Below are 21,725 nucleotides of genomic sequence, written 5' to 3' on the forward strand. Positions count from 1 at the left end.
GCCCATCCGCTGGCTAGCGGTCGAGTCCTTCCTCGGCCAGCCAGGCCTCGATTTCGTGATAGTCCTTGCCGTTCTGGCGGATGATCAGGAAGAAGACCAGCACCAGCGCCAGCAGGAAGAGCAGCAGGGGAATCTCCTCCCAGCCGGGAGCCACAAAGAACAGTTGCTCGGTCATCTCTTCCTCCTTCATTGCTTGCCCGCCTGACGCTGCCGACGGCGGGCGAGCGGCACGTCTGGGACCGGTGAGCGCTGCCGGCGGTTCCCCCAGGGCGGGGGAGGCACGGGGTCGCGAGCCGGCGTCGGTGTGCCGCTTGCGGCGGTTTGCCGGCGGCAACTCCCGGGGTAGTTGGCGGCCTGCCGGCTGTCCAGGCAGGCGCTGCAACTCGTACCGCCGGTTGCAGGCCCGCAGCGGTCGCCGGTTGAGCTGGCCCAAGTCGCGCGCCAGCGCCGTTGACTTCTCGCGACCGTCCGTCGTGCGCTGGCCGATGAACAGCCGTGCGATTGGCGCGCCACATCGGCCACGTTCCGCAGCCGCCGGTCGCGGCGGCGTCAGGCGTCCTTCGCCGGGCGGTGCTTCTTCGCCCGCCGAGCCTTCTTCTCCGCCGGCTCCCGGGCCGCGGACCGCGCCGATCGGCCGCTCGCCGCTTCGCCTGCGGCCGCCTCCGGCGGGCTGGCGTGTGCCGCCCGCGGGGCGGCGACGGCGGCGATGAAGGAGTTGCTCACCCAGCCCTCGACCTCGGCGTTGCTGACCACCTCGACCAGGCTCCAGCGGTCACGCGCCTCGAGCAGGAAGACTTCGGTGCCCTTGCGCAGCGCCGCCGCCACCGGCTCGAAGCTGGCGTCCGGGCCCTTGCGGATGTTGAGGCTGCTGGCGGTGACGACGTAGCGCGGCGGTGCATCGTCCTCGCGGCCGAGGACGCGGCTCTTGAGTGCGGCGAGCGGGAAGGCGGGACCGGGGTCGGTCTTGCGACCTGGAGCGATGTCCTCGTGCCCGAGGACGTCCTTCAACCCGTAGTGCTCGACCAGCAGGTCGGCCAATTCGATCGCGCGCTCGATCTGCACCTCGCTGTAGGCGTGCCACGGAGAGACCGGGCCGCCGTTGCGGTGCGCCGCCATGAGGACCTCATCCTCCGGGTAGGCCTTGCCGAACCAGGCCTGATACTGGCTGCCAACCCGCTTCAGCAGGCCGGCATTGTCCATCTCGATGCCGATCGAATGGCTGTTGAGGCCGACCAGGCCCGCCCACTGGCTGACGCCGGCATGCCAGGTGACGATGTTGAAGGGAGCGAGCTGGACGATTCGCCCGTCGCGTCCGAGGACGAGGTGCGCCGAAGCGTTGCCCTGCGGTTTCCGCGTGCACAGCGATTCGACCGAGCTTTCGAGCGAGCGGCCGGCGGTGTAGTGCAGCACCAGATAGCTCGGGGTCATGGCGCCACCGCGGTTCGGGGTGTCGCGATGGCTGACCTGGTCGCCGACCAGTTTGTGGTTTTCGATTCTCAGGGTCATGGGTGTCTCCTCGCCAGTTTGTGTGGTCCGCGATGCCGGGCATCACGGAAATGCCCGCGGGACGCCAGGCGGGCAGGGGTCAATGCTAGCACCAATGCCGCCCAGGGCCAGCATTCGCGGGCTGTTGCCGCAGCGCCGCCGGGGTCTTGCGGCCGCGCACGAGCGGCGGCGAATCGGCTCCACTGATTGGCGTCAGAACGCGGGGGCAGCGAACGAACGAGAACGCTGTTCGGCGCTGCAGCCAAGTCAGTGGCTCGAGCCCTTTTCGGCATGCGGCAACGCGTCGAGCATGGCGTTGAACTGCCGGGCCTGTTCCGCGTCCAGTCCTGGAAACGCGTTCAGTGGTGGCTGGTCTGACGCACTGTTGGCCCAGGCCAGAAACCGGGCAGTTTCCGACTCCAGCCGGTGGGCAGGCGGCGTCTCGAAATGCACCCGTTGCCGCCCTCGCCGCCAAGAAACCACCTGCATCGGACCGCTGACATCGTCGCGCCAGCCGCCGACGTTGATCCGGACCGGGCCCGAATGGCCCGTGGCGAACAAGGCAGCGTGCCATCCGAACAAGCGCTCTCGGGTGACCACAGCGCTGCGGTTGGCGATGGCGTCGAGCGCCATCTCGACGACGCCTTCGACGTGGCGATCGGCCGGGGCCAGGGCGCCGATGTTTTGTTTGACCATGTACGTTGTTGTGCCGTACATTACAAGGAGGAGGTTTGCCCATGTCTGCTGAAGTTCCTCGCACGTCCCGCCTGGAAACGCGCATCGCGCCCGAGGTCTTGGCGGTCGTTCGCCGCGCCGCTGAAATGCAAGGGCGCAGTGTCAGCGATTTCGTCGTTTCAGCGGCTCAGGAAGCGGCGTACCGAGCGATCTCCGATGCCCAGCTCATTCGCTTGTCTCTTGCCGATCAAGAGCGTTTTGCGGCCGCCTTGCTCGATCCGCCGGCCTTGCCGGCCGGTCTGGTGCGGGCCGCGCTGGCGCACGCTCGATTGGTGAGCAAGGAGTCGTGACCCGTTTTTCCATCATTTCGCTATCCGACGAGCACGACCGAAGCTCCTTTGAAAGCACCTCTCCGATCCTCGATCGGTATTTTCGTGAGCAGGCAACTCAGGACGTGCGCCGATTGGTGACCGCCTGCTACGTGGCGATGCCTTTGGATACGGTCCTTGTCGCGGGCTTCTACACTCTGGCGGCCGGCAGTGTCGTGGTCTCGGATTTGCCCGAGGCCATGGCGAAGAAGCTACCACGATACCCCGCCGTGCCCGTCGCTCGCTTGGGCCGATTGGCCGTCGATCGGCGCTTCACCGGCCAACAACTTGGCCCGGCTCTTCTCTGGGATGCCGCGCAGCGTGCCCTTGCTTCCTCCCTGGCCGCCTTTGCCCTGGTGGTTGATGCCAAGAAGGACGATGGTGCCGCCGCCTTTTACCGTCATCACGGATTCATCCCTTGCGCTGACCAGGCGCTGCAGCTCTTCTTGCCCCTGGCCAGCTTCCGTTCTCGTATCTGAGGTTTTCCCGTGCTTCGCCCGCGATGATCCTCGATCCGTGCGCCTGCATCCGCCATGAACGGAGCGGGGGAGAAAACGTTCTGGCGGCAAGGCGTATGAACTGCCAAGCTGATAAGGTGATGGATGTGCATACGGAGAGGGCAAGAGTTGCCAAACGAAGAGGCCACCCGTCTGACGGTTACGCTTTCGCGAGAGACTGGTCGTGCCTTGCGGACCTTTGCGCCGTCTTCGGCGATAATCCGCGCGCTGCCGGCGTCGCGGGCGCGGCTGCAATCGCCGGGCGTCGGCGGTGCGTCGTGACCGGTCCCGTGCGGCAGCCGATTCCTCTGCCCCTGGAGCTGCAATGGACCCACTGACGCACGCGCTGCTCGGCGCGACAGCCGCGCAGGCGGCTCTCGGCCACCGGCTCGGCCGCCAAGCCTGGCTGCCCGGCGCCCTGGGCGGTCTGCTGCCCGACGCCGACATCCTCATCCGCAGCACCGCCGACCCGTTGCTGGCGATCGAGTATCACCGCCACTTCACGCACGCCTTCGCCTTCATCCCGGTCGGCGGTGTCGTCGCCGCTTCACCATGGCTCGTGCAGCGGCGCTACCGTGCCGACTGGCGGCCGCTGCTTGCCGCGGCGACCATCGGTTGCGCGACGCATGGGCTGCTCGACGCCTGCACGAACTACGGGACGCACCTGCTCTGGCCGTTCTCGACGCTGCGCGTCGCCTGGCACTGGCTGACGACGATCGGGCCCCTGCTGACGCTGGCGCTGCTCGCCGGGTTGCTGGTCGCCGTCCGCCGGCGGTCGCGCCTGCCGGCGGTGCTGTCCTTGTTGTTCGCTCTCGGCTATGTCGGCGTTGCGGCCTGGCAGCGCGAGCGCGCGCTCGATCTGCAGGAGCTGATCGCCGCAGCGCGCGGCCACCCGGTGGTGCGCGCCGAGATGTTTCCGAGCGTTGGCAATCCGGTCGTCTGGCGATCGGTGTATCAGTCGGGGACGACGCTGTACAGCGACCGCCTGCGCGTTCTCGACAGTGCGGGCAGCCTGTGGAAGCCGGGCAGCACACTGGAATTGCTGCTCGCAGCGGATCTGCCGCCGGCGGCAGCGGCCGATGCGCGCGTGCGGCGGGACTTCGCCCGCTTCAGCTATTTTTCCAGCGGCTGGACCGCGCTGTCCGACAGCGATGCGAGCGTGATCGGTGACGCGCGCTACTCGCTCTCGCGCGATTCCTTCGAGCCGATCTGGGGAATCCGTTTCCACCCCGGCAGCGCGACGCCGACCGAGTGGGTCGACCAGACGGGGCGCAATCGCGTGCCGGTGGGCGAGCTCTGGCGCGAGATTCGCGGCACCGCCGACGGTTACCGCGGCCTGCCGGCGCCGGGCAGGGTCGATGCCGTGGCGGTCGCGCGGGACAGCAGTGGCTGACGCCCGCGTTGCCGGTCGATCCCCTCGGCGCGGTTGCTTGCCGGCCGCCGCGGGCCCGGCCTGGCTGACCGTCTTCCCGTGAACAGGAGAATCGTCGTTCGTGCCGGCAGAAGCAACGAGACGCCGACGGAGTCAAGAAGCGTAGTAACGATAATTGTTGGCTTCCGGATGTGTCGTTACAACCATATTGCCAATGAGCACGCACTTGCTTTGGGACGACGCCAAGCGGGAAGCCAATCTTGACAAGCACGGGCTTGATTTCGCAGATCAGCCGATGGTACTGGAAAGCCCATATCGCCTTGACGCGAGAAGCGTACGTGGTGGCGAACCACGGATGCAGTCGTTCGCGTATGTTTGCGATGTGCTGACGGTACTGACGGTACTGACGGTGGTGCATACCACTCGCGGGAATGCCTGGCGAATTGTCAGTTTCCGACCGGCGAGCGAAGAGGAAAGGAGCGCCTACCATGACTGGCTCGAAGAGGACTTCAATGGCGAGCAATGAAGTACAAGCCACCGGCAAGCGCGGTGAGAGGCCAGCGTAAGCGGTATCTCCTGCGGTGGGGGGAGGCGGGTTATGGACCGCCTCTTGTTTTGGCCCCTTGTTTCTCGGACCCAATCCGAGGTTGACGCGGCTTGACGAGTGCTCGTGTCCATCGGCCGGTCGCCGGAAAACCGGGCCCGAGGTGGTGGGCGAGGAGGCGGCGCTCCTCGTCCATCGCCTCCGCCTCGACGGCGCGCACGCAGTCCATGTACGCCAGCGTCGCCGGCGACGGCGTGCGGCCGCTGCGGGTCAGGAACCCGTAGGCAGTTCGCTGCCACGGCAGGTGCAGGTCGAGGATCGCCAGTTCGCCCCGTTGCAGCCCCTGCGCGGCGATGCCGACGGTGGTCAGCATGATCGCGTCCGACGCAGCGGCGATCAGCGGCCCGAAGCTCACCGTGTCGAGCGTCACCGCCGGGTAGAAGACCCCTTGCTCCGGATCGGCCTGCCCCGCTGCCGGACAGTCGCCGAAATGCTCGGCGAGTTGGCTCGGCAGCACGGCGCAGATCAGGCGGTAGGCGAGCACATCGGCGAGCGCGAGATCGCGTCGTCCGGCCAGCGGGTGGTCGGCGCGTGCCACCCAGATGCCGACGTGGGGCGGCAACGGCTCGGTCTGCAGGCGCGGATCGTCGCCCCATTCGCGCAGGTCGGCGATGCCGAGGTCGACCGAGCCGTCGAGTACCGGCGCGACCGCACCGCGCGGGCTCTGTTGCGCCAGCCGGACACGCAGCCCGCCGTGCGCGGCGAGCAAACGCGATACGGCGATGCCGGCCGAGATGGCGTGCGGGAACGGGCCGGCAACGATCGACACCGCGCCGCTCTCGAGGCCCTGCAGCAGATCCAGTTCGCGCTGCAGCTCCTGCCCGCGGCGCAGGATGTCCTGCCCGCGCTCGATGACGACGCGACCGTAGGCGGTCGGGATCGCCCCCTCGGGCGTACGGTCGAACAGCGCGACACCGAGCGTCTCTTCGAGGCGGGCGATGCTGCGCGACAGGGCCGGTTGTGACAGGTGCAACTGCTCGGCGGCGCGCGCGAAATTGCGCTGGCGGGCGAGCGCCAGCACGTGCCGGATCAGGCGGATGTCGATATCCATGCGCCGATGTTATCGCCATCATGAGATATTGTCACTGGACGCATGGCAAATCCCGTGCTCCACTACGCCGACCGACCGCACTGACGATCGAGCTCAAGCGCCGGACTGCGGGATTGCAGCGCAACGACCACCGATCACCCGAGGACCCACGATGACCCGAACGCGCCTCATCCCCACTGCTGTTGCCGCCCTTTGCGTCACCACTCAGGCCATCGCCGCGACGCCATCCAAGCCGGCGACGCCGTTCACCCGGCAGGCCAACCAGCAGGTCCTGCAGGAACTGCCGTTCGCCGACAGGCAGGACTTCGAGGATGCGCAGCGCGGCCTGATCGCCAGCGAGGACGTGGTGACGATCAAGGACGCCAGGGGCAACGTCGTCTGGGATCTCGAGCAGTACAAGAAATACATCAGTCTCGACAAGGCGGCGCCGGACACGGTGAATCCCAGTCTCTGGCGCAATGCGCAGTTGGGCATGCTCAACGGCCTGTTCAAGGTCACCGACCGCATCTACCAGGTGCGCGGCTACGACCTGTCAAACATCAGCTTCGTGCAGGGCGACACCGGCTGGATCGTATTCGATCCGCTGATCTCCCCCGAGACCGCACGTGCCGGCCTCGATCTGATCAACAGGCAACTCGGCAAGCGGCCGGTGGTCGCCGTCGTCTACAGCCACTCGCACGTCGACCATTACGGCGGCGTGCGTGGCATCGTCGATGCCGTCGAGGTCGCAGCCGGCAAGGTGCAGATCCTGGCGCCCGAGCACTTCACCGAGCATGCGGTTTCCGAGAACGTGATCGCCGGCAACGCGATGGCGCGCCGGGCGGTGTACATGTACGGCGCGCTCCTGCCGCGCAACGCCCGGGGTGGCGTCAATGGCGGCCTCGGCATGACCACCTCGACCGGCCTCGCCGGCCTCATCCTGCCCACGCGCGAGATCAGGAAGACCGGCGAGGAAGTGGCCATCGACGGCGTCAGGATGGTGTTCCAGATGACCCCGGGCACCGAGGCGCCGGCCGAGATGAACACCTGGTTCCCGCAGTTCAAGGCGCTGTGGATGGCCGAGAACGCGACCAACACGATGCACAACATCCTGACCCTGCGCGGCGCCCAGGTGCGCGACGCACTGAAGTGGGCCGGCTACCTGAACGAAACGATCGAGACTTGGGGCGGCGACGTCGAGGTGAAGTTCCAGTCGCACCACTGGCCGCGCTGGGGCAACGCCAACGTCGTTGACTACTTCAAGAAGCAGCGCGATCTCTACAAGTACACGCACGACCAGTCGGTGCGCCTGATGAACCAGGGCTACACCGGCGAGGAAATCTCGGAAATGATCAGGCTGCCGGCCGAGCTCAGCAATTTCTGGCCGAACCGCGGCTACTACGGCACGCTGCGCCACAACAGCCGCGCCGTCTACCAGCGCTACATGGGCTGGTACAACGGCAACCCGTCCAACCTGAACAACCTGCCGCCGGAAATGGTCGGCCCGAAGTACGTCGAGTTCATGGGCGGCGAGGCCGTATTGCTCAAGAAGGCGCGCGCTTCGTTCGACAAGGGCGAATACCGCTGGGTCGCGGAAGTCCTGAAGCATGCCGTCTTCGCCAACCCGAAGAATGCCGAAGCCAGGGAACTGCTCGCCGACACCCTCGAGCAACTTGGCTACCAGGCCGAATCCGGCCCGTGCCGCTCGGTCTACCTGCAGGGCGCCTACGAGTTGCGCAATGGCGTGCCTTCGGCCGGCGGCACGCAGACGGCGACACCCGACACCATCCGCGCGATGTCGCCGGCAATGCTCTTCGACTATCTGGCGGTGCGCCTGAACGCCGGCAGGGCGGCCGGCAAGAAGTACGCGATCAACATCGACTTCCCCGATCTGCAGCAGGCCTACACGCTGTCGGTGGAGAACGCCGTGCTCAATCACACGCGCAAGCAGTGGCCGCAGGCCGATGTCTCGCTGAGCATGGACAAGGCGACGCTGAACGCCATCCAGCTGAAGGAAACGTCGCTCGAGAAGGCGGTCGCCGACGGCAAGCTGAAGATCACCGGCAACGCCGCCGTCTTCGAGGACTTCATGGCCTCGCTCGACAGCTTCGACTTCTGGTTCAACATCGTCACGCCTTGAGCGGCGGGACGACGGGAGAGTCCGCATGCGCAAGTCAGTCCTCGCCGCCGCACTCGTCGCCGTCCTCGCCGTCGCCCCGGCCGGTGCCTGTGGGCTGCACGGCACCATCGACAACCCGTTCACGATCAGCTATCCGGGCAGCCTCGGCGTCGCCCTCGGCACCCGACAGGCGGTCGTCGACGGGCAACTGGCCGCCCTGCCCGAGGTCGACGCCGAGACCGCCAGCAGGCGACTCGATGAACGGCTGCAGCAGCTGCGTGCCCGCCTCGAGAAGGCCGGTCTCCGCGGTGGATTCGCGCTGCTCGTGGTAGAGTTCGGCCACTGGACGCGCTTCGCGGCAAGCGCGAACAGGGTTCGGATGGTCACGCATGCGACGCCGATGATCGACGATCCGGTCCTGCTGACCAGCGAACCCGCGCTCGCCGCGCTGCTCGACGGCCACCTCGCGGCCGCTGCGGCCGAGCGGTCTGGCGTCGTTCGCTGGGCCGGCAACGCGCCGCCGGCGGCGCTCGGCGAAAGCCTGCTGACGGCTCTGGCCGCCGGCGTCTGAAGCCCAACCTGTCCATTTCTGGAGATCCCGCGTGAAACAAGGATTGCTCGCATCGCTCTTGCTGGCCATTGCCCTGGCGCCACCACTCGCTCGCGCGCAGGCCGCCGCGCCGCCACCCTCGATGGGTTCCACTGCAGTCGATCCGGCGGCGATCCAGGCGCTCAAGGACATGGGCGCCTACCTGCAGGGGCTGAACCGCTTCCGCGTCAGCACCCAACTCACCGGCGAACGTGTCCTCGCCGACGGCCAGAAGCTGCAGCACACGGCATCGGCGGTCATCGACGTCGCCCGCCCCAACAGGCTGCACGCCCGCATGTCGAGTGCGCGCAGTGTGCGCGAGCTGTTCTACGATGGCCGGCAAGCGACCCTCTATTCCCCAGCGCAAAAGTTCTACTCGACGGTCGAATTCAGCGGTTCGCTGGCCGAGCTGATCGACCGGCTCGAGCAGCGTTATGGCGTCGAGATACCGCTTGCCGACCTTTTCCTGTGGGGCACCGCAGCCGCGCCGGCCGATGGCATCGAGTCGGCGATGAACGCCGGACAGGACTTCATCGGCGGCGAGCTTTGCGACCACTTCGCCTTCCGTCAGGGCAAGCTGGACTGGCAGATCTGGATTGCGGCCGGCGGCAAACCGCTGCCGCGCAAGCTCGTCATCACGAACCGCGCCGACGAGGCCCGTCCGCAGTCGGTTTCGCTGATCGAATGGCAACTCAAACCCGGCTTCCCGGACTCGATTTTCACTTTCGTTCCGCCCAAGGGCAGCAAATCGGTCGAGCTGCGCGCGCTCGACGGGAAATAAGGGAGAACCCGCATGAACAGGACATTTGCCAGCCGTGTCGCGATCCCGCTCGCGGTGCTCTCTCTTGCCAGCCTCGCCCTGGCGCCAATTGCCGAAGCGCGTGAGCGCGGGCCGGCGGGCGGCGGCCAGCGGGCCGCGGCGCAAGCCGGCGGCGTTGGCGGTGGCGCTCGCCAGATCGACAACAGCCGGCGCGACGTGCGCAGCAACGACGTGCGCAACACCAGCGTCAACAACGTCAGCAGCCGCAACACCAACGTCAATGTGAACCGGAACGTCAATGTCGACGTCGACCGCCGCGGTTGCTGCGGGGGCTGGGACAACGACTACCATCCGGTCGCCACCGCCGCCGCGGTCACCGCGACGGTAGCCGTCACCTCGGCCGTGGTCGGCTCGATCGTACGTTCCGTGCCCGCCAACTGCGTGCCGGTGAATTACGGCGGGATCATCTACCAGCAGTGCGGCAACACCTGGTACCAGCCGCAGGGTGGCCAGTACGTGGTGATCAACCCGCCCTACTGAGACGCCGGGCGGTCACCTGCAAGGCAAGCAGCCGCCGTCGGCTGTCCTTCATCGGCCGCCGGCGACGGCCGCGCGAGCACAGTCAGGCTTCACCGTCGTCGCGTTCGAACAGCGGCAACCGCTCGCGGTCGATCGTCTCCGCCTGCTCGCGCAGCGCGGCGCGGGCGAGGACGTGCGAGGCGACCGGCAGGGTCAGCCAGACGATGGCGACGATGGCGAGCGCGCGGCCAATCCAGGCGCCGTCACCACCGACAAGTCCGGCGCCGAGGACGATGCAGGCGACGGCCAGCGATCCCGCCTTGGTCGCCGCATGCTGGCGCGACAGGGCATCGCGCAGGCTGAACAGGCCGATGCTGGCGAGCAGCAGCAAGAGGGCGCCGAGGGCGATCAACAGGTTGCCGGCGAGGGTCATGGCTCGCCGTCGGCGGAGGAATCCGCGGCACGTCGGCGGGAGATCAGTCGCGCCCAGGCCAGTGTCGCGACGAAGCCGATCAGGGCGACGCCGATCGCGACGTCGAGAAACAGCACCTGGCCGGAAGACAGCGCCGCTGCGCTGCACAGCGCGATGGCGGCAGCGAAGAGGATGTCGAGTGCGATCAGGCGATCGGCGTCGCGCGGGCCGCGCACGAAACGCAGCACCGCGAGGGCGACGGCGACGAGCACGACGGCGACCAGCAGGTCGATCGATGAGCTGCTCATCGCTGCACTCCGGCCGGAAAGAGCCGTGCCACGTCGGGCTCGAAGTCGCGCCGGATGCCGGCGACGGTGCCGTCGGCACCATCGAGGTCGAGCAGATGCAGGAGCATCTCACGGCGCTCGGGATCGATGTCGATGACGCTGCTGCCGGGCGCCAGCGTCACCATCGCGGCGAGGACCGCGGCACCCGTTTCGCTCATCGGCGCGATGCGCAGGCGCACCAGCCCGGCGCGCGCCGGCCGGCGGCGCAGGATGATGCGTGCGGTCGCGATTCCCGACAGCACGCAGTGGGCGATGAAGTGCAGCGACAGGCGGACGATGGCGGCAGGGCGGCGCATCAGCTTCCCCCACGCAGGCTGTCGGCGGCTGCCATGACGTAGGCGATCAGCGCTTCCGGCAGCAGCCCGAACGAAACGATCAGGACCACCAGTCCGCCGAGCGCGGCGTGCGCCGGCAGCAGGTGGTGGCGCGCCGGGGCCTGCCACGACTCGTCCGGGTGCGGTTTCCAGAACGCTTCAAGCCAGATCTTGAGCATCGAATAGAGGGTCACCGCACCGACGCCGAGAGCCACCGCCGCCCACAGATACTCGCCCTGGACAAGGCTCTGGCGAACGACCAGGAACTTGCTCCAGAAGCCGCTCGACGGCGGAATTCCGACCAGCGACAGTGCCAGCAGCAGGAACACCAGGCTCAGCCAGGGTCTGCCGGCGTAAAGGCCGCCGATGCGCCGCAGGTCGTAGTGGCCGCAGGCGTGGAAGATCAGGGCCGCGGTCAGGATCAGCGCCGCCTTGACCAGGCTGTGGTGCAGCATGAACAGGATCGCCGCGGCGTCGCCGGCGGGCGAAGCGAGCGCGATGGCGAGCAGGATGTAGCCGATCTGGCTGATGCTGTGGAAGGCCAGGATGCGCCGCAGGTCCCAGTGGTAGGCGGCGCCGAGGGCGCCGCTGATCATCGACACGACGGCAATCCAGCCGAGCACGGCGAAGAGCAGCTCCGGCGCCGCCTGGAAGACGGCGCCGAGGCTGCGGATCAGGGCGTAGATGCCGATTTTCGCCAGCAGCGCCGAAAAGAGCGCCAGCAGTGGCGCCGGCAGGGTGTGGTAGGAAGCCGGCAGCCAGGCGAAGAAGGGAAAAGCTGCTGCCTTGATCAGGAAGGCAAGCGAGAGCAGGGTCAGCAGCGGCAGTGCGATGGACGCCGGCAGATGTGCTGCTGCCGCGCCCAAGGCGCGGAAATTGAGCTGGCCGGTGGCGGCGTAGAGCAGCGCGATCGCCGTGAGCAGGAGCAGGGTTCCGAAGACGTTGAGGACGAAATACTTGAGTGTCGCGTCGAGCTGGCGCAGGCCGCCGCCGAGGGCGAGCAGGCCGAGTGCGCAGATCAGCGTCAGCTCGAACCAGACGTAGAGGTTGAACAGGTCGGCGGTGACGAATGCGGCGCCGGCACCGGCCACCAGGCCGTGCAGCAGCGGGTGCAGGGTCGGTGCGGCGGGCGCCGCATCGGCGCTGCCGCCGGCCTGCCAGAGCAGGACGACGTTCACCATCAGCGCGGCGACCAGGACCAGCGCCGCGCTCAGCCGGTCGGCGGCGAACTCGATGCCGAAGGGCAGCGGCCAGCCCCCGGCGACGACCGCCTGCGTGCCGATGCCGACGACCTGGCCGGCGAGGGTGAGGGCGCAGACGAGCAGCAACAGCGCGCCCGCCAGGCTGACGCGCTGTTGCCAGCCCGGCGGCACCAGCAGGCAGAGCAGCGCGGTGGCGAGCGGCACCAGGAGCGGTGTCAGCACGAGCATCAGCTCATCTCCTCGAGCGCCGGCTTGACGGCATCGACGGCGACCGGCTCGGCTGCCCTCAGCTGTGCGGTATCGGCGTTGCCGGCAGTCTGCAGCAGGCGGATCGCGAGCACCAGCGAGAAGCACAGGAGGATGAAGCCGATGACGATCGCCGTCAGCACCAGCGCCTGCGGCAACGGATTCGCCGCGCCCAGCAGCGGCTGCGCGCCGCCGGCAACGAAGGGCGGCATCTGGCTGAGCAGTCGGCCGCTGCAGAAGACCAGCAGGTTGATCCCGTTGCCGACCATCGCGAGACCGATCAGGCAGCGCAGCAGGTCGCGGGACAAGGCGAGGTAGGTGCCGGCGGCGACCACCGCAGTGACGGCCAGGGCGACGGCCCAGATCATCGCGGCTCCTCGACGGCGGCCAGCAGCGACAGGCAGAAGCCGCCGACGGCGCCCCAGACGGCAAGGTAAACGCCGAGGTCGAAGACGATCACGGTCGACAGCGGCAGTTCGGTCACCGCCAGCGGCACGCTGAACCACAGGTGGGTCAGGAACGGCTGCCCGGCGATCACGCCTGGCAGGCCGCTGAGCAGCGCGGCGAGGACGCCGAGCGCAGTCAGCCGCTCCGGCGGCAGCGGCAGTCGGCGGCGCGCTTCGGCGGCGCTGACGGCGAGCGCGACGGCGGCGCTCGCCGCCACCGCCAGCAGACCGCCGATGAAGCCGCCGCCCGGCGCATTGTGGCCGCGCAGCAGGATCCACAGCGAGGCCAGCAGCAGCGCCGGATGGAGGACGCGCAGGAAGACCTCGGCGAGCAGTGCGCGCGGGCCCATCAGTTCCTCCCCCGCGCGAGCTGCAGCAGCGGCAGCGCGGCGACGAACGCCAGGGTGACGACGGCGATCTCGCCCAGTGTGTCGAGCGCCCGGAAGTCGACGATGATCACATTGACGACATTGCGGCCATGCGCTGCCGGCAGACTTTCGGCGGCGAAGAAGTCCGACAGCTGCGCGTCGAACGGCAGGCTCGTCACCAGCAACAGCAAGGCGCTCAGGGTGAGGCTGAAGCCGAGTGCGACGGGCAGCGCCAGCGGCCGCCAGCGCGCTTCGCCGACCGCCACCTGCAGCGGCGCCGGCATCTGGCGCAGCCGGCGGAGGACCGTGGCGGCGACGACGACGAAGACCGTCTCGACCGCGAACTGGGTGAATGCCAGGTCTGGCGCGCCGGTGAACAGGAAGAGCAGCGCGCTGCCGTAGCCGACCAGACCGCTGACCAGCAGCAGGATCAGGTGATCGCGCACCAGCAGCGCGGCCAGCGCGCCGCCGGCGATGAGCAGCGCACAGCCGACGACCGGCAGCGGCAGCGGTGCGAGCGACGGCAACTCGAGACCCGGTCGAGTGGCGAGCTGCGCCGCCAGCAGGGCGACTGCGACGGTGCCGGCCAGGGTCAGCAGGTAGCCCGGCAAGACTCCGTGCTGCAGACGCCGCGTCACCCAGGATGCCAACCTGGGTACGAACTTCAGCTTGCGCCAGTACCAGCTTTCCGGCCCGAGTTCATCGAGATCCCTCGCCCGCTCGAGCAGCGCGTGCAGGCGATCCCAGCCGAAGTAGATGAGGAGCCCGAAAAAGAGGGTGGCGATGCTCGCCTCGGCGACCGGCCAGGCGTCGTAGGACGAGTCGACCTGCAACGGGTCGAAGCCAGGCGCGATCGCCTGCGCCGCGGCGCCGAGAAGAGGGTCGACGAGGGTCGGGCGCAACCCGAACAGCAGCCCCAACGCGACGAGCAGCAGCGGCGGCAGGAGCATCGGCAGCGGCGCTTCGTGCGGGTGGGTGGCGCTATGGACGGTGTCACGGCCCCAGAAGATGTGGATCGCCGCGACCGCCGCCACCGCCACCGAGACGCTGCCGACGAACAGCGTCGCATGGCTGACCAGGGCGAAAACGCCCGCCTCGACCTTGGCGAGCGTCATCGCGTCCTTGGCGACGAAACCGAAGGAGAGCGGCAGACCGGCCATCGACAGCGCGGCGAGCAGGGCGGCCCCGGCGGTCCACGGCAGGTGGCGGCGCATGCCGGTCAGGCGGTTGATGTCGCGCGTGCCGGCGCCGTGGTCGAGATTGCCGGCGACGAAGAACAGTGGCGCCTTGTACAGGGCATGGGCAAAGAACAGCGCTGCGACGGCGAGTGCGGCGCCGTGGCCCGGCAGGCCGACGAGCATCGTCAGCGTGCCCAGGGTGGCCACCGTCGACCACGCCAGGATGCGCTTCAGGTCGCGCTCGCGCACCGTCTGCACGGCGGCGAGGACGGCGGTGAGCGTGCCGACGCCGACCAGCGAGTACTCCCAGAACAGCAGGTCGCTGAACGCGGCGTCGAGCCGGGCCAGCAGGTAGATGCCCAGCTTGACGAGGGTCGCCGAATGCAGGTAGGCGCTGACCGGGGTCGGCGCCGCCATGGCGTTGGGCAGCCAGAAGTGGAAGGGGAACTGCGCCGACTTGCTGAACGCACCGACGAAGAGCAGCGTCAGCGCCGCAGGCAGGCGCACATCGTCGGCGAATGCCGGTGCGCTGGCGATCAGTTGTCGCAGTGAGTAACCGCCGCCAATCTCGGCCAGCAGGATGATTCCAGCGAGGAGGAACAGCCCGCCCGTGCCCGTGATCAGCAGCGCCTGTTGCGCCGACTTGCGGCTGCTCTCGCGCGCGTGGTCGAAACCGACGAGGAGGAACGAGAGGACGCTGGTCAGCTCCCAGAAGACGAAGAGGAGGAGCAGGTGGTCGCTGCAGACGGCGCCGATCATCGCCAGCATGAACAGCAGCAGCAGGGTGAAGACGCGCCAGCGTCGTCCATCGCCGGCCAGATAGCCGGCGCCGTATACGGCGACCAGCGTACCGATGCCGGTGATGAGCAAGAGGAACTGCGCCGCGAGCCCGTCGACGTACAGGGCGAACTGCAGGTCGAGCGCCGGGATCCAGCGCCAGGAAACACTCCACGGCAGCGGCACGCTGATCAGTCCGCCGACCAGCAAGGCGAACAGGCTCGCCGGCAGCAGTGCGCAGGGCAGCGCCGACGCGCCCGTTGCCTGCGCCAGCGGCGAGTCGCTGCGGGCAGCGCTCATGTGCTCATGGCGCGCCGTGGCGCGCCCGCCACTCGCGCCAGGCAACGACACCCAGCGTCACCGCCGTCAGCGGCAGGACGAAGCTGATCATCACCTTGCCGTAGGCTGCCGTTGCCGCGTGCTGCTGTGCCGCAAGCAGTAGCCAGGCGGTGTAGGCGACGTAATAGGCGAGGAAGAGCGCGCCTTCCCAGCGCGCGATCAGGTGCCCGCTGAAGAAGATCGGCAGGCAGGCGAGGGCGACGGCGATCATCACCGGCAGGTCGAAGGCGATCATTGCCGCGCCCACCGGCAGCCCGGCCGGCGCCAGCGCGGCCGAGAGACCGAGGACGCCGAGCAGGTTGAAGGTATTACTGCCGATGACGTTGCCGACCGCGATGTCGCGCTCGCCGCGCCAGGTCGCGACCAGCGAGGTCGCGACCTCTGGCAGCGAAGTGCCGGCGGCGACGATCGTCAGCCCGATGACGGCTTCGCTCAAACCGAGGATGCGGGCAAAGCTGACCGCGGCATCGACCAGCCAGCCGGCACCGACGACGAGCAGCGCCAATCCGCCGGCGATCAGCAGCAGCTGGACGCCCCAGTGCCGGTCCCAGCCTGCGCTGTCGCTGACCACGGCCTGCTCGCCGTATTCCTCCTGCGTCTCGCGGCTCTCGCGGCGGCTCTGGCGGACCAGGAACACCGTGTACGCCAGCAGGAGGCCGAAGAGCAACCCGCCATCGAAGCGTCCGACCTGGCCGTCGAACGCCAGCGCCAGGACGAGGAGCGAGGCCCCGATCATGATCGGCACCTCCTGCCGGATCAGTTGCGGCGCGACCACCAGCGGCGTGATCAGCGCCGATACGCCGAGGATGAAGAGAACGTTGAAGATGTTGCTGCCGACGACGTTGCCGAGCGCGATGTCCACCTGGCCGGCAAAGGACGAACGCAGCGAGACGGCGAACTCGGGTGCGCTGGTGCCGAAGGCGACGACCGTGAGGCCGACGACGAGCGGCGAAATGCCGAAGGACAGCGCCAGTTTCGAGGCGCCGCGGACCAGAACCTGGGCGCCGGCGATCAGTGCCGCGAGACCGAGACCGAAGAGCAGAAGCATCATGTGTCCATTTCCTTGTCGTTGCCGTTCGTCCGGCGACCACGCGGCCGCGCGATCGGCAGCTCTTGCGGTCGTTGCTGCGGTGCCTCGAATCGGGTCGGACCGCTGCGACCTGCAGCGTTCGCACACTGACGGTCGCCGGGAACAAAGGTTCCCGTTCTGCCGCTCGCTCGACGGCCGCCCGATGCATCACCATCGCAGGTGATGCATCGCCGACCCCGCGCGCCATCGCCTTGCGGTCGCCGGGGAGGGCCACTCGTCGATTGGGCCATTTCCGCAATATATCAGTGCATGCATTGTAGACTGTGCGCGGGATGGGGTGTCCGGCGCTGCAAAGGGGCAGCTGCGGCTGTCTGCCGCGACATGACGGTCGATGAATCGATATCGAGCTGTGACTTAGCGCACGGCCGTGCAAAGGGGAACAATGGAAGATATGTGGCATTGGATCGACAGGCAGCACCTTTTCGCGAAGGCTTGCCGGGACCTGCTTCCCGGCAGCGTGGAGAGCGCGGTAAATGCTCCGCGCCGGTTTGGCAGACGTGCGCCCGGCCGCAGTCCCGAGAGCTTCTCGCGCCACTGGTGGCATGCATTGATGACGACTTCTTGTGGAAAGCTTCTGACCATGGTTTCTTGTTGCGCCCTGATCCATCCGTCCCTGCTGTGGGCGGAGCAGGGCGACGTGATCAACCTGAATGCGAGTGTCTCCGTTCTGTCGGATGACAACCTGTTCCGGCTGCCTTCGTCGGCCGACCCGAAGTCGGATACGATCACGACGACGACGCTTGGTCTCAACCTGGACAAGGCAATCGGTCTGCAGCGTGTCATCGCCAACGTGAACGTGATCGATTACCGCTACCGGCGCAACGATTACCTCGACTTCACCGCACTCAACTACGACGCCAAATGGTTGTGGGCCGCGGGCACACGCTGGACGGGCGAGCTGGCATTCCAGCGCAGCCAGTTGCCCAACGATTATGCCAATGACCGCACTCTCGGCCGACGGAACGTACAGACCTACGAGCTCAACCGCTTCGAGGCCAATTACTGGTTCCATTCGAGCTGGGCAGCGATCGCCGGGGTGCTGTCGACGAGCCTGGACAATCAGGTCCAGACCAGTGTCGACGGCGATTATGATGCGGATGGCTACAACCTCGGCCTGCGTTATCTCGGCGCCGCCGGAAATTCGCTGACCGCACGCGCCGTCCACCTCGAGGGCAATTACTCGAAGCGGCCCTTCAACAGCGTTTTCCAGTTCGACAACGGTTTCACGCAGGACAATTACCAACTCGACTTCTCTTGGCGCCTGAGCGGGCTCAGTCAGTTGCGCGGGCGAATCGAGTATCTCGACCGCGAATATCAGCATTTCTCGCAGCGGGATTATTCAGGTGTGGCGGCAAACCTGCAGTACGCCTATGCGATCAGCGGCAAGAGCACCCTGACACTGGCTTATATCCGGGCCCTCGAGGCTTATCAGCAGCTCACCACCAGTTATTACGTCCTCGACGATGTCGCGTTGTCGGCGCAGTGGCTGGCGACCAGCAAGATCACCGTCAATGGCCTGCTGGGTTACGGCCGTCAGGATTATCGTGGCGCCATCGTCCCGCTGCCGGCCGGTGTCCCGCAGCGTGAGGACAAGACCGCACGAATTGCTGTCGATGTCGCGTACCAGGCGGCGCGCTGGCTGCAGTTCAAGGCTGGCGTCACCCTGCAGAAGCGCGACTCGAATTACGAACTCTATGAGTACCGGGACCGCACCGCTTTCGTGTCGGCCACGCTTCTGTATTAGAAGCCCAGCCGACACCTTCCACCATCAGTTCAGAAAGGATGCACGTGAACGCCCCGAAAACGATCCTCACCCTGCTTGTCTCGGCGCTCGCCGTCACGGCCTGCGGCAACGGTTCATCGGAGAAGAAGCCCGCCACACAGGTGGCGGCGAAGGTCAATGGCGGCGAGGTCTCCGTGCACCAGATCAATTTCATCCTGCAGCGCACGCCTTCGATCCCGGCGGACCAGGTTGATGGCGCCAGGCGGCAGGTCCTTGAAGGGTTGATCGACCAGGAACTGGCGGTGCAACAGGCCGTCGAGATGAAACTCGATCGCACGCCGAACGTCATGCAGATGCTCGAGGCTTCGCGCCGCGAGGTTTTGGCGCGCGCCTATCTCGAGCAGGTCGGTGGCGGCGGCGCCAAGCCTTCGGCGACCGAAGTCCGGGCCTACTACAACGACCATCCGGATCTCTTCGCCAAGCGCAAGGTCTATCGCCTGGAGGAGATCAACTTTGCCGGCACACCCGAACTCGTCGGCAGGGTGAAGGAACAACTCGCCAGAGGCAAGACCTCGGCCGACGTGCTGGCGGCCCTGCGCGCCGACGGTGTCGTCGTCAGCGGTGGTGTCGCGGTGAAGGCTGCCGAGCAGATCTCCCTCGACGCACTGCCGCGCCTCGCGGCGGCGAAGGAGGGACAGCCGCAGCTGTTTGAGGACGCCGGCAAGGCGGCGATCGTCACCGTGCTGGCGACGAAGTCGGAGCCGATGGAGGAGAGCAGGGCGCTGTCCTACATCGAAAGCTACCTCAGCAACAAGCAGAAGTCCGAACGCGCAACCGAGGCCATGAAGCAGTTGCGGGCCAAGGCGAAGGTCGAATACGCCGGAGACTTTGCCGGCAGCAAGCCGGTCATGGCGGTGGCAGAGAAGGCCGCACCGACTGCCAGCGAAGCGGCCATCAACAAGGGCGTTGCCGGCCTCAAGTGAGAAGCGAGAGAACCATGAACCACTGCCAGAAACTGCTGCTGGGCATCCTCTTCACGCTGGGCCTGATCGTCGCGGTGCAGGCACAGGAGAGACAGGCGGACTATCGCCTCGGAGCGGGCGATGCGATCAAGATCAGCGTCTTCCAGAACCCGGACCTGACCGTCGAGACACGGGTTGCCGACAGCGGCATCATCACCTATCCGCTGATCGGCGCCGTGCAACTCGGCGGCAACACCATTCCGGAAGCGGAGAGGGCGATCGCGGACAAACTGCGCGAGGGCGGTTTCGTGCAGAAGCCGCAGGTGAATATCCTGCTGATCCAGGTTCGTGGCAACCAGGTGTCGGTGCTCGGGCTGGTCAGCCGCCCCGGGCGCTACCCGATCGAGACCGGCAACACGCGACTGTCCGACATGCTGGCGACCGCGGGTGGGGCGTCACCGGGCGGTTCCGACGTCGTCATCCTGTCGGGTATCCGCGAAGGCAAGCCGTTTCGCCGCGAGATCGACGTGCCCGCGCTGTTCGGCCCCGAGCGCAACACCGAGGATGTCCTCGTCGCCGGTGGCGACGTCATCTACGTCCATCGCGCGCCGGTCTTCTACATCTACGGCGAGGTGCAGCGTCCCGGTCCCTACCGCATCGAGCGCGACATGACGGTGCTGCAGGCGCTGGTCCAGGGCGGCGGCCTGACGGTTCGTGGCACCGAGCGCAGCATGCGCATCCATCGCCGCGGAGCGGATGGCAGGGTGAGCGAGATCGCTCCCGAGAAGTCCGATCTGGTGCGTGCCGACGACGTCATCCAGGTGCAGGAAAGCCTCTTCTGATCACCTTCGGCGACTGAAAGATATCCATGACACTGCATCAACTCCTCCTGATTCTCTGGGCGCGACGCAAGCCGGCGCTGGCCGTTCTGGCCCTGACGGTCCTGGCGACGCTGGTCGTCAGCCTGATGCTGCCGAAGCAGTACAAGGCATCGACGGCGGTGGTCGTCGATGTCAAGTCGCCCGACCCGATCGCCGGCATGGTGCTGCCGGGGATGATGGCGCCGGGCTACATGGCGACGCAGGTCGACATCGTCACCAGTGACCGGACGGCACAGCGGGTGGTGAAGCTCCTGCGCATGGACGAAAGCACGCAGATCAGGGAGCAGTGGCTCGAGGCGACGCAGGGCAAGGGCGAGATCACACACTGGCTCGCGGAGCTGCTGCAGAAGAAGCTCAGCGTCCAGCCGTCACGCGAAAGCAACGTCATCAACATCGCCTTCACCGGTCAGGAGCCGGCCTTCACGGCGGCGGTTGCCAATGCCTTCGCGCAGGCGTACATCGACACGACGATCGAGCTGCGTGTCGAACCGGCCAGGCAGTACGCCACCTGGTTCGACAGCCAGGTGAAGGCCCAGCGCGAGCGCCTGGAGGCGGCACAGAAGGCGCTGTCCGACTTCCAGCAGGAGAGCGGCATCATCGCCACCGACGAGCGACTCGATTACGAAATGCAGAAGTACAACGAGCTCTCGTCACAGCTCACGCAAGCCGAGGCGCAAGGCGCCGATTCGACCAGCAAGCAGAAGCTGGGCAGTTCGGACACGTTGCCGGAGGTCATGACGAACCCGTTGATCAACCAGCTGAAGGCCGATGTCGCGCGCCTGGAGTCACGGCTCAAGGAGCTGTCGGGCAACCTCGGCGAGAACCATCCGCAACACCAGCGCACGCTGGCGGAAGTCAATGAGCTCAAGGCGCGCCTGAAGAGCGAGACGCTGAAGGTCACCAGCTCCATCGGCACCGCCGGTCGGGTCAGCCAGGCCAAGGAAGTCGAGCTGCAGGCGGCCATCGAGGCGCAGCGCAGGAAGGTGCTCGATCTCAAGAGGCAGCGTGACGAGATCAGCGTTCTGGTGCGCGAGGTGGAAACGGCGCAACGTGGTTTCGACGCGATCGGCCAGCGCATGACGCAGAGCACGCTCGAGGCGCAGTCGCTGCAGACCAACGTCTCGGTGCTGACGCCGGCTTTCGAACCGCTCGGCCCGTCCGCTCCGAAGGTCTTCCTCAACGTGCTCGTCTCCTTCGCTGCCGGGCTGGTGCTGGCCGTCGCGGTGGCACTTGCCGTCGAGTTGGCGCAACCCCGCGTTCGTTCCGCGGCCGACTTGGCGCTGGCGATGTCCGTCCCAGTTCTCGCCGTCCTCGACCCGGCTACCAGGCCGCCGACCGATGGCAAGTGGCGCTTCTGGCGCCGCCTGCGGGCTTGGCGAGACGGACGGGGTGTGCAAATGAAGGTTTCCGAGGCTTGACGCG

23 protein-coding genes and 1 pseudogene are annotated in these 21,725 nt (G+C 67.3%); 12 read left to right on the top strand and 12 right to left on the bottom strand.

The window, feature by feature from the left end; genetic code table 11:
* Positions 1-13 precede the first annotated feature (13 nt).
* The 3 genes and pseudogenes from V5B60_RS15140 to V5B60_RS15150 all read right to left on the bottom strand — a co-directional run.
* Positions 14-175 carry a hypothetical protein gene (locus V5B60_RS15140; RefSeq protein WP_332347820.1) on the bottom strand — a complete coding sequence of 54 codons (162 nt, stop codon included), beginning with the start codon at positions 173-175 and terminating at the stop codon, positions 14-16.
* 374 nt (positions 176-549) lie between these two features.
* A complete protein-coding gene (locus V5B60_RS15145; protein ID WP_332347821.1) occupies positions 550-1,506 on the bottom strand; it encodes an N-acetylmuramoyl-L-alanine amidase in 957 nt (318 codons plus the stop codon).
* 339 nt (positions 1,507-1,845) lie between these two features.
* Positions 1,846-2,169 (bottom strand): annotated as a pseudogene (locus V5B60_RS15150) (DUF4172 domain-containing protein); the annotation flags it as partial.
* Between the two features lie 53 nt (positions 2,170-2,222).
* Here V5B60_RS15150 and V5B60_RS15155 point away from each other — a divergent pair.
* From V5B60_RS15155 to V5B60_RS15170, 4 genes are all read left to right on the top strand, one after another.
* Positions 2,223-2,510 (top strand): DUF1778 domain-containing protein, encoded by a 288-nt coding sequence (locus V5B60_RS15155; protein WP_332347822.1) that lies wholly within the window; start codon positions 2,223-2,225, stop codon positions 2,508-2,510.
* Positions 2,507-3,007 carry a GNAT family N-acetyltransferase gene (locus tag V5B60_RS15160; RefSeq protein WP_332347823.1) on the top strand — a complete coding sequence of 167 codons (501 nt, stop codon included), beginning with the start codon at positions 2,507-2,509 and terminating at the stop codon, positions 3,005-3,007. The genes V5B60_RS15155 and V5B60_RS15160 overlap by 4 nt, the downstream gene beginning before the upstream one ends.
* Positions 3,008-3,350: 343 nt before the next feature.
* Positions 3,351-4,418, top strand: coding sequence for a metal-dependent hydrolase (locus tag V5B60_RS15165; RefSeq protein WP_332347824.1), 1,068 nt, complete (start codon positions 3,351-3,353; stop codon positions 4,416-4,418).
* A 193-nt stretch (positions 4,419-4,611) separates the two neighbouring features.
* On the top strand, positions 4,612-4,923 hold the full coding sequence (locus tag V5B60_RS15170; protein WP_332347825.1) for a BrnT family toxin: 312 nt from the start codon (positions 4,612-4,614) through the stop codon (positions 4,921-4,923).
* 70 nt (positions 4,924-4,993) lie between these two features.
* On the opposite strand, the gene V5B60_RS15175 is transcribed toward V5B60_RS15170, so the two are convergent.
* Entirely contained in the window at positions 4,994-6,052 is a 1,059-nt protein-coding gene (locus V5B60_RS15175; protein ID WP_332347826.1) for a LysR family transcriptional regulator, read from the bottom strand.
* 151 nt (positions 6,053-6,203) lie between these two features.
* Between V5B60_RS15175 and V5B60_RS15180 the strand changes: the two genes are divergently transcribed.
* The 4 genes from V5B60_RS15180 to V5B60_RS15195 are packed head-to-tail and all read left to right on the top strand — an operon-like array spanning position 6,204 to position 10,039.
* On the top strand, positions 6,204-8,171 hold the full coding sequence (locus V5B60_RS15180; protein ID WP_332347827.1) for an alkyl/aryl-sulfatase: 1,968 nt from the start codon (positions 6,204-6,206) through the stop codon (positions 8,169-8,171).
* 25 nt (positions 8,172-8,196) lie between these two features.
* Positions 8,197-8,721, top strand: coding sequence for a hypothetical protein (locus V5B60_RS15185; protein ID WP_332347828.1), 525 nt, complete (start codon positions 8,197-8,199; stop codon positions 8,719-8,721).
* A gap of 31 nt (positions 8,722-8,752) precedes the next feature.
* Entirely contained in the window at positions 8,753-9,520 is a 768-nt protein-coding gene (locus tag V5B60_RS15190; RefSeq protein ID WP_332347829.1) for a DUF2092 domain-containing protein, read from the top strand.
* A gap of 12 nt (positions 9,521-9,532) precedes the next feature.
* The gene (locus V5B60_RS15195; RefSeq protein ID WP_332347830.1) at positions 9,533-10,039 is read left to right on the top strand and encodes a hypothetical protein; all 507 of its coding nucleotides are present in this window, start codon (positions 9,533-9,535) and stop codon (positions 10,037-10,039) included.
* An 82-nt stretch (positions 10,040-10,121) separates the two neighbouring features.
* Here the strand turns inward: V5B60_RS15195 and mnhG are convergent, their stop codons facing one another.
* From mnhG to V5B60_RS15235, 8 genes are read right to left on the bottom strand one after another with little or no spacing between them, the layout of a single operon-like run.
* Entirely contained in the window at positions 10,122-10,451 is a 330-nt protein-coding gene (gene mnhG / locus V5B60_RS15200) for a monovalent cation/H(+) antiporter subunit G (protein WP_332347831.1), read from the bottom strand.
* Complete coding sequence (locus V5B60_RS15205; RefSeq protein WP_332347832.1) at positions 10,448-10,738, bottom strand: monovalent cation/H+ antiporter complex subunit F; 291 nt, start codon at positions 10,736-10,738, stop codon at positions 10,448-10,450. The genes mnhG and V5B60_RS15205 overlap by 4 nt, the downstream gene beginning before the upstream one ends.
* Positions 10,735-11,073, bottom strand: a complete 339-nt coding sequence (locus V5B60_RS15210; RefSeq protein WP_332347833.1) for a Na+/H+ antiporter subunit E — start codon at positions 11,071-11,073, stop codon at positions 10,735-10,737. Before V5B60_RS15210 ends, V5B60_RS15205 begins: the two co-directional genes overlap by 4 nt.
* Positions 11,073-12,521 carry a proton-conducting transporter transmembrane domain-containing protein gene (locus tag V5B60_RS15215; protein WP_332347834.1) on the bottom strand — a complete coding sequence of 483 codons (1,449 nt, stop codon included), beginning with the start codon at positions 12,519-12,521 and terminating at the stop codon, positions 11,073-11,075. Before V5B60_RS15215 ends, V5B60_RS15210 begins: the two co-directional genes overlap by 1 nt.
* On the bottom strand, positions 12,521-12,907 hold the full coding sequence (locus V5B60_RS15220; RefSeq protein ID WP_332347835.1) for an NADH-quinone oxidoreductase subunit K: 387 nt from the start codon (positions 12,905-12,907) through the stop codon (positions 12,521-12,523). The genes V5B60_RS15215 and V5B60_RS15220 overlap by 1 nt, the downstream gene beginning before the upstream one ends.
* On the bottom strand, positions 12,904-13,335 hold the full coding sequence (locus V5B60_RS15225) for an MnhB domain-containing protein (RefSeq protein WP_332347836.1): 432 nt from the start codon (positions 13,333-13,335) through the stop codon (positions 12,904-12,906). The genes V5B60_RS15220 and V5B60_RS15225 overlap by 4 nt, the downstream gene beginning before the upstream one ends.
* Complete coding sequence (mbhE, locus tag V5B60_RS15230) at positions 13,335-15,608, bottom strand: hydrogen gas-evolving membrane-bound hydrogenase subunit E (RefSeq protein WP_332347837.1); 2,274 nt, start codon at positions 15,606-15,608, stop codon at positions 13,335-13,337. The genes V5B60_RS15225 and mbhE overlap by 1 nt, the downstream gene beginning before the upstream one ends.
* Before the next feature lie 4 nt (positions 15,609-15,612).
* The gene (locus V5B60_RS15235; RefSeq protein WP_332347838.1) at positions 15,613-16,698 is read right to left on the bottom strand and encodes a calcium/sodium antiporter; all 1,086 of its coding nucleotides are present in this window, start codon (positions 16,696-16,698) and stop codon (positions 15,613-15,615) included.
* Positions 16,699-17,317: 619 nt separating this feature from the next.
* Between V5B60_RS15235 and epsL the strand changes: the two genes are divergently transcribed.
* From epsL to epsF, 4 genes are read left to right on the top strand one after another with little or no spacing between them, the layout of a single operon-like run.
* Positions 17,318-18,481 carry an XrtB/PEP-CTERM-associated polysaccharide biosynthesis outer membrane protein EpsL gene (epsL, locus tag V5B60_RS15240; RefSeq protein ID WP_332347839.1) on the top strand — a complete coding sequence of 388 codons (1,164 nt, stop codon included), beginning with the start codon at positions 17,318-17,320 and terminating at the stop codon, positions 18,479-18,481.
* A 44-nt stretch (positions 18,482-18,525) separates the two neighbouring features.
* The gene (locus tag V5B60_RS15245) at positions 18,526-19,443 is read left to right on the top strand and encodes an EpsD family peptidyl-prolyl cis-trans isomerase (RefSeq protein ID WP_332347840.1); all 918 of its coding nucleotides are present in this window, start codon (positions 18,526-18,528) and stop codon (positions 19,441-19,443) included.
* A gap of 14 nt (positions 19,444-19,457) precedes the next feature.
* Positions 19,458-20,264, top strand: a complete 807-nt coding sequence (gene epsE, locus V5B60_RS15250; protein ID WP_332347841.1) for a polysaccharide export protein EpsE — start codon at positions 19,458-19,460, stop codon at positions 20,262-20,264.
* Positions 20,265-20,290: 26 nt separating this feature from the next.
* On the top strand, positions 20,291-21,721 hold the full coding sequence (epsF, locus tag V5B60_RS15255) for a chain length determinant protein EpsF (protein ID WP_332347842.1): 1,431 nt from the start codon (positions 20,291-20,293) through the stop codon (positions 21,719-21,721).
* Positions 21,722-21,725 lie beyond the last annotated feature (4 nt).

The sequence above is a fragment of the Accumulibacter sp. genome, assembly GCF_036625195.1.
Lineage (GTDB): Bacteria > Pseudomonadota > Gammaproteobacteria > Burkholderiales > Rhodocyclaceae > Accumulibacter.

What these genes read in the sequence shown, in the direction of transcription:
- V5B60_RS15145 (WP_332347821.1), bottom strand. Translation starts at nt 1,506, where the DNA reads ATGACCCTGAGAATCGAAAACCACAAACTGGTCGGCGACCAGGTCAGC.
- V5B60_RS15185 (WP_332347828.1), top strand. Translation starts at nt 8,197, where the DNA reads ATGCGCAAGTCAGTCCTCGCCGCCGCACTCGTCGCCGTCCTCGCCGTC.
- V5B60_RS15165 (WP_332347824.1), top strand. Translation starts at nt 3,351, where the DNA reads ATGGACCCACTGACGCACGCGCTGCTCGGCGCGACAGCCGCGCAGGCG.
- mbhE (WP_332347837.1), bottom strand. Translation starts at nt 15,608, where the DNA reads ATGAGCGCTGCCCGCAGCGACTCGCCGCTGGCGCAGGCAACGGGCGCG.
- V5B60_RS15235 (WP_332347838.1), bottom strand. Translation starts at nt 16,698, where the DNA reads ATGATGCTTCTGCTCTTCGGTCTCGGTCTCGCGGCACTGATCGCCGGC.
- mnhG (WP_332347831.1), bottom strand. Translation starts at nt 10,451, where the DNA reads ATGACCCTCGCCGGCAACCTGTTGATCGCCCTCGGCGCCCTCTTGCTG.
- V5B60_RS15175 (WP_332347826.1), bottom strand. Translation starts at nt 6,052, where the DNA reads ATGGATATCGACATCCGCCTGATCCGGCACGTGCTGGCGCTCGCCCGC.
- V5B60_RS15225 (WP_332347836.1), bottom strand. Translation starts at nt 13,335, where the DNA reads ATGGGCCCGCGCGCACTGCTCGCCGAGGTCTTCCTGCGCGTCCTCCAT.
- V5B60_RS15215 (WP_332347834.1), bottom strand. Translation starts at nt 12,521, where the DNA reads ATGCTCGTGCTGACACCGCTCCTGGTGCCGCTCGCCACCGCGCTGCTC.
- epsE (WP_332347841.1), top strand. Translation starts at nt 19,458, where the DNA reads ATGAACCACTGCCAGAAACTGCTGCTGGGCATCCTCTTCACGCTGGGC.
- V5B60_RS15195 (WP_332347830.1), top strand. Translation starts at nt 9,533, where the DNA reads ATGAACAGGACATTTGCCAGCCGTGTCGCGATCCCGCTCGCGGTGCTC.
- V5B60_RS15210 (WP_332347833.1), bottom strand. Translation starts at nt 11,073, where the DNA reads ATGCGCCGCCCTGCCGCCATCGTCCGCCTGTCGCTGCACTTCATCGCC.
- V5B60_RS15180 (WP_332347827.1), top strand. Translation starts at nt 6,204, where the DNA reads ATGACCCGAACGCGCCTCATCCCCACTGCTGTTGCCGCCCTTTGCGTC.
- V5B60_RS15170 (WP_332347825.1), top strand. Translation starts at nt 4,612, where the DNA reads ATGAGCACGCACTTGCTTTGGGACGACGCCAAGCGGGAAGCCAATCTT.
- V5B60_RS15220 (WP_332347835.1), bottom strand. Translation starts at nt 12,907, where the DNA reads ATGATCTGGGCCGTCGCCCTGGCCGTCACTGCGGTGGTCGCCGCCGGC.
- epsL (WP_332347839.1), top strand. Translation starts at nt 17,318, where the DNA reads ATGGTTTCTTGTTGCGCCCTGATCCATCCGTCCCTGCTGTGGGCGGAG.
- epsF (WP_332347842.1), top strand. Translation starts at nt 20,291, where the DNA reads ATGACACTGCATCAACTCCTCCTGATTCTCTGGGCGCGACGCAAGCCG.
- V5B60_RS15205 (WP_332347832.1), bottom strand. Translation starts at nt 10,738, where the DNA reads ATGAGCAGCTCATCGATCGACCTGCTGGTCGCCGTCGTGCTCGTCGCC.
- V5B60_RS15140 (WP_332347820.1), bottom strand. Translation starts at nt 175, where the DNA reads ATGACCGAGCAACTGTTCTTTGTGGCTCCCGGCTGGGAGGAGATTCCC.
- V5B60_RS15155 (WP_332347822.1), top strand. Translation starts at nt 2,223, where the DNA reads ATGTCTGCTGAAGTTCCTCGCACGTCCCGCCTGGAAACGCGCATCGCG.